The organism is Streptomyces hainanensis, assembly GCF_004348415.1.
GTDB lineage: Bacteria > Actinomycetota > Actinomycetes > Streptomycetales > Streptomycetaceae > Streptomyces > Streptomyces hainanensis.
This window is the reverse complement of sequence record NZ_SMKI01000264.1, coordinates 1-10946: the sequence shown is the minus strand read 5'-3', so window position 1 is coordinate 10946 and position 10946 is coordinate 1. Positions and strand designations below refer to the sequence as shown.

Here is a 10946-nt window from a genome sequence, read left to right as displayed (position 1 = left end):
ACCCCCGCCCCCGCGCCTTACGGAGGTAGCAATGAAGCACCACCGCACCGTCGCCGCGTGCCTCGCGACCGCGTTCTCCGCCGTCGCCGTCACCGCCTGCGGCGGCGGCTCGTCGGACGACGACTCGTCGGGCTCGGGCCCCGTCGAGCTCACCTACTGGGCCTGGGCGCCCGGCATGGAGGCCGTCGTCGAGATCTGGAACGAGGCCAACCCCGACGTCCAGGTGACCGTCACGAAGCAGGCCAGCGGCGACGACCTGGTCACCAGGACCATCACCGCCGCCCAGGCCGGTGAGGGGCCCGACCTGGTGCAGGCCGAGTACCAGGCCATCCCCACCCTGGTCAGCAACGACGTGCTGGCCGACATATCCGGCGAGGTCGGCGACGTGGCCGAGGCGTTCGCGCCCGGCCTCTGGCAGCAGGTGACCCTCGGCACCGACGCCGTCTACGCCCTGCCGCAGGACTCCGGGCCGATGATGTTCTACTACCGCCAGGACCTGTTCGAGGAGTACGGCCTCGACGTCCCCACCACCTGGGACGGGTTCGCCGACACCGCGCGGGCGGTCCGCGAGGCGGCGCCCGACACCTACCTGACCACCTTCTCCGCCAACGACGCCGGCCTGTTCGCCGGCCTCGCCCAGCAGGCCGGCGCCCAGTGGTGGACCACCGAGGGCGAGACCTGGCGGGTCGCCATCGACGACGAGGCCACCCGCCGGGTCGCCGACTTCTGGGGCGACCTGGTCGCCGAGGACGCCGTCAGCAACGAGCCGATGTACACCCCAGCGTGGAACCAGGCGCTCAACGAGGGCACCCAGATCGGCTGGGTCAGCGCCGTCTGGGCCCCCGGCACCCTCACCACCGCCGCCCCCGACACCGAGGGGCTGTGGGCGATGGCCCCGCTCCCCCAGTGGTCGGAGGGCGAGAACGCCACCGGCAGCTGGGGCGGTTCGAGCACCGCGGTCACCAACGACGCCGAGGACCGGGCGGCCGCCGCCGAGTTCGCCAGCTGGCTCAACACCGACCCGGAGGCGCTGGCCGCTCTGGTCCGCGAGGGCGGGATCTACCCGGCCGCCACCGCCGCCCAGACCGGCGAGGCGCTCGCCGAGCCGCCGGCCTACCTCGCCAACCAGCCCGACTTCTACGAGCGGGCCGCCGAGATCGCCGCCGGCACCGCGCCCGCCGCCTGGGGCCCGAACGTCAACGTCGCCTACGCCACCTTCAACGACGCCTTCGCCCAGGCCGCCCAGAGCCGCGGCGACTTCGGCGCCGCGCTCGCCACCATGCAGCGCGCCACCGTCGAGGACATGGAGTCACACGGCTTCCAGGTGGCCGAGTGACCCGGCGCCGTTCCGCGTACGGGGCGCGGCGGCGCGCCCCGTACGCCTTCCTCGCCCCCGCCGTCGTGCTCTTCCTGCTCTTCTTCGCGCTGCCCATCGGCTACGCGATCTGGCTCAGCCTGCACCGGATCGAGGTCCAGGGCCTCGGCCTGGGCAGCGGCGCCCGCTCCGAGGTGTGGGCCGGCCTCGGCAACTACGCGGACGCGCTGGGCGACTCCGAGCTGCTGGCCAGCGCCCTGCGGGTGCTCGGCTACGGCCTGATCGTGATCCCCGTGATGCTGGGCCTCGCCCTGCTGTTCGCGCTGCTGCTCGACGCCGAGCGGGTGCGGGGCCGCCGCGTCGGCCGGCTGGTGATCTTCCTGCCCTACGCCGTGCCCGGGATCATCGCCGGCATGCTGTGGGGCTTCCTCTACCTGCCGTCGGTCAGCCCGCTGCACCACGTCCTCGACTCGGTCGGGCTGTCGGCCCCCGACCTGCTCAGCGGCGGCCCGCTCTACGTCGCGATGGCCAACATCGCGGTCTGGGGCGGCACCGGCTTCAACATGATCGTGATCTACACCTCGCTGCGCGCCATCCCCGCCGAGATCTACGAGGCGGCCCGCCTCGACGGCTGCTCCCAGCTCCAGATCGCGCTGCGGATCAAGATCCCGATGGTGGCACCGGCCCTGGTGCTCACCTTCTTCTTCTCGGTCATCGCCACCCTCCAGGTGTTCAACGAGCCGACCACCCTCCGGCCGCTCACCAACAGCATCCCGACCACCTGGAGCCCGATGATGAAGGTCTACCAGGACGCCTTCCGCGGCGGCGACATCCACGCGGCGGCCGCCACCGCCGTGGTCATCGCCGTCGTCACGCTGGCGCTCTCGTTCGCCTTCCTGCGCGTCGCCAACTCCCGTAACCGCCAGGAGGAGGCCGCCCGATGAGCCACCCGACGAGCCACCCGACGAGCCGCCGGACCAACAACCGGATCGCCCTGCTGCCCACCGCCGCGCTGCTGCTCGGCGCCCTCTACTGCCTGCTGCCCGTCGCCTGGGTGCTGGTCGCCGCCACCAAGGCCGGCGACGAGCTGTTCTCCACCTTCACGTTCGCGCCCGGCACCGGACTGCTCGACAACATCACGGACCTGACCGACTACCGGGACGGCGTCTACTGGCGGTGGATGGCCAACTCGGGCCTCTACGCCGGCCTCGGCGCGCTGCTCTCCTGCGCGGTCTCCGCGCTCGCCGGCTACGGCCTCGCGGTCTACCGCTTCCGGGGTCGGGAGGCCGTGTTCTCGGTGCTGCTCGCCGGCGTGCTGATGCCGCCGGTGATCCTGGCCATCCCGCAGTACCTGATGCTGGCCGAGGTCGAACTCACCGACAGCTACCCCTCGGTGCTGCTGCCGCTGGTCCTCTCCCCCTACGGCATCTACCTGGCCCGGATCTACGCCGCCGCCGCCGTGCCCACCGAACTGCTGGAGGCCGCCCGGGTGGACGGCTCGGGCGAGTGGCGGATCTTCCGCACCGTCGCGCTGCCGATGATGCTGCCGGGCCTGGTGACGATCTTCCTCTTCCAGTTCGTGGCGATCTGGAACAACTTCCTGCTGCCGTACGTGATGTTGAGCGACGACGAGAAGTTCCCGATCACCCTCGGCCTGTTCACGCTGCTCAACCAGGGCTCCAACACCCCCGCCCTGTACACCCTGGTGATCACCGGCTCGCTGCTCGCGATCGTCCCGCTGATCGCGCTGTTCCTGGTGATCCAACGGTTCTGGAGCCTCGACCTGCTCTCCGGCGCCGTAAAGTCGTGAGCATGAGCACCAAACCGGGAGAGCGCCGCCGGCGGCCGACGATCCACGACGTGGCGCGGGTGGCCGGCGTCTCGCGGGGCACCGTCTCCCGGGTGCTCAACGGCGGCCACTACGTCAGCCCGGCCGCCGCCGACGCGGTCAACTCGGCCATCCGCAAGACCGGTTACGTCGTCAACCGACACGCCCGCTCGCTGATCACCGGCCGCTCGGGATCGGTGGCGTTCCTGCTCACGGAGCCGCAGGACAAGTTCTTCGAGGACCCCAACTTCAACGTGCTGCTGCGCGGTTGCACCGAGGCGCTGGCCGCCCACGACATCCCGCTGCTGCTGATGCTGGCCGGCACGCCGGACGAGCAGCGCCGCATCGTCCGCTACGTCGGCTCGGGGCACGTGGACGGGGTGCTGCTGATCTCCAGCCACGCCGGCAGTCCGGTGGCCGAGCAGCTGGTGCGGGCCGGCGTGCCGGTGGTGGTCTGCGGCACCCCGCAGGGCACCTCGGAACGGCTGGCCCACGTGGCGGCCGACGACCGGGACGGGGCCCGCACCATGGTGCGCCACCTGTTGGCCACGGGGCGCCGCCGGATCGGCATCGTCACGGGACCGCAGGACACCCCGGGCGGCGTGGAGCGGCTGGCCGGCTACCGCGAGGTGCTGGCCGAGGCGGGGCTCGGGTACGCCCCCGAGCTGGTCGCCGCCGGTGACTACAGCCGGGACAGCGGCGCGCGCGCCACCGCCGAGCTGCTGGCCCGCCGCCCCGACCTGGACGCGCTGTTCGTCGCCTCCGACCTGATGGCGCAGGGCGCGCTCGCCGCGCTGGCCGAGGCCGGCCGCCGGGTCCCCGACGACGTGGCGGTCGGCGGCTTCGACGACTCGGCGGCCGCCGTCGCCGCCCGCCCGACACTGACCACCATCCGGCAGCCCTGGGACCGGATCAGCGCGGAGATGGTCCGGCTGCTGATGGCCAGGATCGAGGGCCAGGACACGTCGGCGGTGATCCTGCCGACCGAGCTGGTGCGGCGCGACTCGGCCTGAGCCGCGCGGGGCGGGGAGGCTCACCCCCGGTGCCCGTCCTGTGGCGGAACTGGTGCGGATTCCGGGTTCAACGGCCGTCGGCCGTCGTTAGATTGAGTGCCGTGCCTACGCCTCTGACTGCCGAAGACCCCACCGCCGTCGCCGGATATCGGCTCACCCACCGCCTGGGCGAGGGCGGGATGGGCAAGGTGTACCTGTCGCACACGCCGGGTGGCCGGCCGATCGCCATCAAGGTGATCCGCCCGGAAGTCGCCGGCGACCCCGAGTTCCGACGACGCTTCAGGCAGGAGGTCCAGGCCGCCGAACGCGTCCAGGGCCTCTACACCGCACCCGTCATCGACAGCGACACGGACGGCCCCCAACCCTGGCTCGCCACCGCCTACGTCCCCGGCCCTTCGCTGCACAGCGCCATCCGCGACCACGGCCCCCTGCCCCTGCCGGCCGCCGCCCGGGTGCTGGCCGGAATCGCCGAGGCACTCCAGGCCATCCACGGCGCGGGCGTCATCCACCGCGACCTCAAACCCTCCAACGTCCTCCTCGGCACGGACGGCCCCCGGGTCATCGACTTCGGCATCGCCCGAGCCGCCGACACCACCGCCCTGACCCGCACCGGCGTCACCGCCGGCACCCCCGCCTTCATGGCACCGGAACAAGCGACGAACGGCCCCGTCACGCCCGCCGCCGACATCTTCGCCCTCGGCCTGATCGCGGCCTTCATGACCACGGGCACGCCGCCGTTCGGGGACAGCTCCTCCCCTGCCGTGCTCTACCGCGTCGTCCACGAGGAGCCCGACCTGTCGGGGGTGCCGGCGGCGCTGCGCGAGCTGACGGCCCGTTGCCTGACCAAGGATCCGGCGGGGCGGCCGTCCCCGGCCCAGATCATCGAGGCGTCCCGGCCGTTGACGGACGGCGCCCCGGCGCCGGCGCGCGGGTGGCTGCCGCCCGCCGTCACCGCGGCGATCGACCACCACGCGGCCACGGCCACCTCCGTGCCCGCCGCCTTCCCGACGCCGCCGCCGGCCGGGTTCCCCGCCGTCGGAACCGCGCCGCCGACCCACGTCCCGCCGGGCGGTGCGGCTCCGCGGGGCCGTCGCGGCGGACGGAACATCCTGCTGGCGGCGGTGGCCGTCCTCGCGGTGGTCGCGGGCGTGGGCATCGGCGTCGCGCTGGTGAACGACGGCGGCGGGGACTCGGACGACGCGGCGGGCGGCGACACGTCGCAGACGTCCACCGAGCCGACTCCCGAGCCGGACCCGGGCCAGGCGGACGAGCCGGACCAGGAGCAGGACGGGACCGCCCCGACCGACACCACTTCCGACACCCCGACCGATCCGCCGGCCGATCCCGAACCGGCGGTCTACGAGGGCGTCTCCATCCCCGACGGCCACGTCATCTCGCTCTACCAGGACCCGCCGACCCCGACGCGTTCGGAGCTGGGCCCGTCCTACGAGGGCGAACTCGGGTACTACGGAGCGAACAACATCTCGCTCGACCGGTCGCTGGTGACCAGCGGGGACAACACCCTGGCGCTGCTGCGACAGGACGAGGCCGGCTCGCTCGACACCTGCCGCTCGGTGACCAGGTACACCGACGGGTTCCTGGACGACGAGGCGCCGCCCGGCTCGGAGATCTGCCTGACCACCACCGCGGGGGACATCGCCCTGGTCACCGTCCGCGAGTACGCGCCGATCGACTCGTCCAGCCAGTACGTGACCGTCGACCTCACGGTCTGGCGGGGCGCCGCGCAGACCGGATGAGCGGCCACGCGTCGGGTGCCGGTCCGTCCTTCGGGTGAACCTCGGGGCACGCCGCCCGGCACCTGGCGCCTCCTCGGGATACGACGGAGCGCGACCGCCTCCGCTCGCCCCGAAGGGAGCCCCACCCGTGACCGTCACCGCCACGTTCGACCACGGCATCCGCTCGTACAGCGTGCCGCACGCCTACGCGCTGGCCCTCGCGTCCGACCTCGCCTACCAGGACGACGCCACCATCGACGACCGGGTCCACGAGTGGGGCTTCGACCGGATCAGGCACCACATGACCCGGTTCACGCCGCCGTTCCCGCTCCAGGACACCGAGGCGTACACGGCCGCCAGCGACCAGATGATCATCACCGCGTTCCGTGGCACCGAACCGTCCCAGATCAGGGACTGGCTGACCGACGCGACCACCCCGCCGTGGGCGGGACCGGCCGGGATCGGCTACGTCCACTACGGCTTCGGCGAGGCACTGGAGTCGATCTGGCCGGACGTCAAGGACACGCTGGCCCGGTTCCGCGACAACGACCAGACCGTGTGGTTCACCGGCCACAGCCTCGGGGGCGCGCTCGCCATGCTGGCCGGCGCCCGCCTGCAGCTGGAGGACCCGCGGCTGCGCGCCGACGGCGTCTACACGTACGGCCAGCCCCGGGCCTGCGACCGGATGTTGGCCGACGCGTTCGACCAGGGCTTCGGCCAGCGGGCGTTCCGCTTCGTCAACAACAACGACATCGTGCCGCAGCTCCCGCCCGAGCCGGCCTACTCCCACGTGAAGGCCCTGCGCTACTTCGACAGCGACGGCGAGCTCCACGACTCCATGCCGCTCCTGACCGGCCTCGCCGACCGCGCCAAGGGTCTGACCGCCGACGCACTCGCCCCGGCGTCCGACGCCCTCCGCGACCACCCCATCAAGCGCTACCTGGCGGCCCTGGAGAAGAACCTCCCCTGAGGACCCGGCCCCAGGGGTCTCCTCGCGACGGGCCGTGGGACGTGCCGGCAGCGTTCGGCGCGCGCGGGAGCGGCGGGACGGCGTCCGGCCACCGCGCCGACCGCGGCCCGAGTGCGGCATGAAAGCGACACGAAAGCAGCGCCGTGATACTGCCCGTTGGACCTGGCGACGGGCAGGGGAACGACGAGCGTCCACGCCGTCTCAGCGATAGCGGGAGAGAGCGCGGAGGTATGCCGAGCAATTCCCAGCAGCCCACACCAGACCGTGGAGCTCCTCCGAGCACAACGGTCGGGTCACCCCCCGGACCGACCCGGCGGACGGGTCGGTCGGTGGGAGGGACCCCGCGCCCGGTCTCCCACCTGTCACCACGCCACCCACGGTGGTCATCCATGCGAGGGCAAATGGAGGTCGTCATGAACAGTACCTTCGGCGGAAGCCTCAGAGCGTTGCGCGAGACACGTGGCATGACTCAGCACCAGCTGGCCGACCTGTCCACGGTCAGCGTCCGGACGATCCGGGATCTGGAGTCCGGGAGAGTGCGCAAGCCGCAACGGCACACGGTGCGGCTGCTGGCCGAGGGACTGCGGCTGTCCGCGGCGGAGTCCGGGAGCTTCGACAGGATGGCGGGCCACGCGGGGCCCTGGGCGGAGCGGGAGGCCGACCTGGCGCAGGGGTTCTTACCTCCGCCCGCCCCGCTCGACGGACTGATCGGCCGGAGTCGGGAGACCACGCTGCTGCGGGAGGTGCTCTCGAGCGGTGAGGAGCGGCTGATCGGCCTCACCGGTCTGGCCGGGGTGGGCAAGACCCGGTTGGCCCAGGAGGCCACCCGCGAAGTGGCCCGGGAGTCGAACGCGGGTCGCGACACCGTGGTGCTGTGGCGGGCGGCGGCGGAGACCGTGCCGCGGGGGGCGGTTCCACGGCCCTCGGCCGGGACGGTTCAGGAAGGCGTCGGCCGCGGGCTCGACGCCCTGGGCGGGGTTGACGGGCCCGACACCGGCGAGCTGATACGGCTGATAGGCCGTCGGCCCGCGCTGATCGTCCTCGACGGATACGACCTGGTGCCGACGGCGGTCGGGCAGTGCCTCGAACTGGTCGACGGCTGCCCCAGGTTACGCGTGCTGTACACGGCGCGGCGGCCGACCGAGGTCGAGGGCGAGCTGGTGATGGCGGTACGTCCGCTCGACGTTCCCGGGGACGAGGCCCCGCCGGAGCCGAGTGCCCCTGACAGCTCCGGGACGTCGCGAGGGCGCGGCGGCTGGACCGAGACCTCCTCGATGCGGCTGTTGTTGCGGCACATTCGCCGATACCGGCCGGACTTCAGGCCCGACGGCGCCAGCAACGCGGCCATGGCGGCGGTCTGTCGAGCGGTGGACGGTATTCCCCGGGCCATACAGGTCGCGGCGTCCTACTTCCTCGCGCACGACCCGAGGACCGTGCAGCGGCGGCTGCCTTCCCTCGTCGGTGACGTGCTGGCCGAGGGCGGCATCGACGTGGCCGACGCGCTGCCCCGGCTGGGATCCGACGAGGCCGTGCTGTTGGACCGGGTGTCGGCGGACAACGGCTGGTGGTCGGTGAACGAGGTGTCCGAGGCGGTGGGCATCCCGCTGGCCGCCGGCGTCCGGGCGGCGCACAGCCTGCTGGCGCTCGGCCTGGTGACGTCGGGTACCGGTGTGGCCGGCACTCGGTTCCGTGTCCTGGAGACGGTTCGCGCACACCGCCGTGGCAGGGAAATGCCCGAGTAGGCCGCGTGCCGTCCGCCACCTCTTCCGCCCTCTCTCGCGCCGCCTCTTCTGCCGCCTGTTCTGCCGGTGGTATTGCCGCTGCGCGGTGGTTTTCCGAATAGGGTCGTTGCCAAGCGTCTCGTCTTGGAGGTTCCAACGTGCGGGTGCTCGGCTTCAGCGGAATGCATGACAGCGTCGCGTTCAAACGGCGTGAGATGCCCGGTCTCGATCCCCGGCACTATCGAATAGTCCAGGGGCTGGACGCGGCGGCCGCATTGGTTGACGACCGGGGCGTGGTGGCCGCTGCGGCCGAGGAACGTTTCACGGGCGAGAAGGCCACCGGGGCGTTTCCGCGGGGAGCCATCGACTTCTGCCTGACGCGTGGCGGTATCACGATGTCCGAAGTCGACCGCGTCGCCTTCGGATTCGACTACCGGCTGACGGAGAGCCATGAGGTCAGCGAATTCACCAGGCGCCGCTTCCACGAGGTGTACTCCACGGAGGCCAGGATCGCGCTGCTCGACGAGCACTGGCCCGGCATGGACTGGCACGAGCTCCTCGTGCCGGTGCCGCACCACCACGCCCACGCCGCGAGTGCCCACCACCTCAGCGGGTTCGGGGAAGCACTGGTCCTGGTCGCCGACGGCATGGGCGAGACGGAGAGCATGACCCTCTTCCGAGCCGAGGGCGACGAGCTGTCGGTGCTGCGGCAGGTGCCCGCGCTGCACTCGCTGGGCACGTTGTACGGCGTCGTCACCCTCTACCTCGGCTTCGAGTTCGCCATGGACGAGTACAAGGTCATGGGACTCGCGCCCTACGGCGACCGGTCCCGCTACGCGCGGGAGTGGGAGCGGCTCGTCCGGTTGGGGGACCAGGGCCGGTACACCGTGCCGCTGTTGGGTGAGAACCGCGGCTGGTTCGAGAACGAGACCCACGCCGGGGCGCTGCGGGTGCTGACCGAACTCTTCGGCCCCCCGCGGTCGCCCGGGGCGCCGGTGGAACAGCGGCACATGGACGTGGCCGCCGCGGCGCAGGCCGTGTTGGAGCGGACCCTGCTCCATGTGGTGCGGCACTTCACCGAGGAGACGGGGGTGCGGCGGCTCTGCCTGGCCGGCGGGGTGGCGTTGAACTGCACCGCCAACGGCCTGCTGGCCCGCAGTGGGCTGGTCGAGCGGATCTTCGTCCAGCCCGCGTCCGGGGACGACGGCACCGCGCTGGGCGCGGCGCTTCACGTGCGTGCCCGGAACGGGCTGGCTCACCGGGGCCGTATGGGGATGCCGTACTGGGGGCCGGCGTTCAGCGAGGAGGAGATCTCCGAGGCCGTGGAGAACACCCCGGGATGCACGGCCAGAGCCGCTTCTCCGGCGGAGATCGTCAACGAGACCGCGCGGAACATCGCCGAGGGGCGTGTGGTGGCCTGGTTCCAGGGTGCCATGGAATTCGGGCCCCGCGCGCTGGGAAACCGCAGCATTCTGGCCGACCCACGTGATCCTGGAATGCGGGACCATCTCAACGCGGTGGTGAAGCAACGCGAGGATTTCCGGCCTTTCGCCCCGGTGGTGCGACGAGAGGACGTACACCGCCTGTTCGACGTGGTCGCGGGTGCCGAGGACCAGTACGCGCACATGCTGTTCGTCGTCCAGGTCAGGGAGGAATTCCGGAAGGAACTCCCGGCGGTGACGCATGTGGACGGAACGGCGCGCGTCCAGGTGGTACACCGCCAGGACAACGAGCGTCTGTGGGAACTCATCCGTGTCTTCGGCGAGATCAGTGGCATTCCGGTGCTGCTCAACACCTCCTTCAACCTCCGGGGGCAGCCCGTGGTCAGGGACCCCGACACCGCGCTGCGGACCTTCCTGCGTTCCGAACTCGACCACCTGGTCATGGGAGATCACCTGGTGGTGCGCGATGCGCGCTGACCCGCCCTTCGTCGCCCTCGTTCTGCCGGGGGACCTCCCGGAACCGGTGGTGCCGCAGTTCTTACGGGCCACCCGCGTGCTTGCCTGTCCCGAGGTGTCGGCGCTGCCGCTGACCGCCGTCCTCGCGGCGGTGCTCGCCCGCTACACCGGCCACGAGGCGCTGTCCGTCGGCGACCGACCGTTCCGGGTCGCCTCCGACACCACGGTCGGCGAGATCGCCCGGCAGGCGGGGCCCGGCGCCGACCGCGAGATCCGTCTGGGCCCCGGGCTCACCCTGGGGTCGCGCGGTGACGCGTTGACCGCGGAGTACGAGACCGACCGCTACTCCCCCGAGCTCGTCGAAGGACTGCTGACCGACATGCGCCGGGTGCTGGGCGCTCCCGTCCACACCACCGTCGCCGAACTCGGCATCCACCCGCCGGCCCCGCCTCGGGCGTCGGTCAC

Annotated in this window: 9 protein-coding genes; all 9 read left to right on the top strand. The window is 72.2% G+C overall.

The genetic code is table 11. From position 1 onward, the window contains the following. The first annotated feature begins 31 nt into the window (after positions 1 to 31). Positions 32 to 1336: an extracellular solute-binding protein gene (locus E1283_RS22710; protein ID WP_132819973.1), complete on the top strand. Its 1305-nt coding sequence runs from the start codon at positions 32 to 34 to the stop codon at positions 1334 to 1336. Then, the gene (locus E1283_RS22705; protein ID WP_132819972.1) at positions 1333 to 2259 is read left to right on the top strand and encodes a carbohydrate ABC transporter permease; all 927 of its coding nucleotides are present in this window, start codon (positions 1333 to 1335) and stop codon (positions 2257 to 2259) included. The genes E1283_RS22710 and E1283_RS22705 overlap by 4 nt, the downstream gene beginning before the upstream one ends. Further along, the gene (locus E1283_RS22700) at positions 2256 to 3125 is read left to right on the top strand and encodes a carbohydrate ABC transporter permease (protein WP_132819971.1); all 870 of its coding nucleotides are present in this window, start codon (positions 2256 to 2258) and stop codon (positions 3123 to 3125) included. Before E1283_RS22705 ends, E1283_RS22700 begins: the two co-directional genes overlap by 4 nt. 2 nt (positions 3126 to 3127) lie before the next feature. After that, on the top strand, positions 3128 to 4156 hold the full coding sequence (locus E1283_RS22695) for a LacI family DNA-binding transcriptional regulator (protein WP_425086214.1): 1029 nt from the start codon (positions 3128 to 3130) through the stop codon (positions 4154 to 4156). Between the two features lie 101 nt (positions 4157 to 4257). Beyond that, positions 4258 to 5913, top strand: a complete 1656-nt coding sequence (locus E1283_RS22690; protein WP_243745023.1) for a serine/threonine-protein kinase — start codon at positions 4258 to 4260, stop codon at positions 5911 to 5913. Between the two features lie 127 nt (positions 5914 to 6040). Beyond that, positions 6041 to 6862, top strand: coding sequence for a lipase family protein (locus E1283_RS22685; protein WP_132819969.1), 822 nt, complete (start codon positions 6041 to 6043; stop codon positions 6860 to 6862). A gap of 230 nt (positions 6863 to 7092) precedes the next feature. Further along, entirely contained in the window at positions 7093 to 8604 is a 1512-nt protein-coding gene (locus tag E1283_RS22680) for a helix-turn-helix domain-containing protein (protein WP_132819968.1), read from the top strand. Between the two features lie 161 nt (positions 8605 to 8765). Next, positions 8766 to 10502 carry a carbamoyltransferase family protein gene (locus E1283_RS22675; RefSeq protein WP_207930491.1) on the top strand — a complete coding sequence of 579 codons (1737 nt, stop codon included), beginning with the start codon at positions 8766 to 8768 and terminating at the stop codon, positions 10500 to 10502. Next, positions 10492 to 10946, top strand: a 455-nt coding sequence (locus E1283_RS22670) for a hypothetical protein (protein WP_132819966.1), incomplete at its 3' end; no start/stop codon positions are given. The genes E1283_RS22675 and E1283_RS22670, both read left to right, overlap by 11 nt.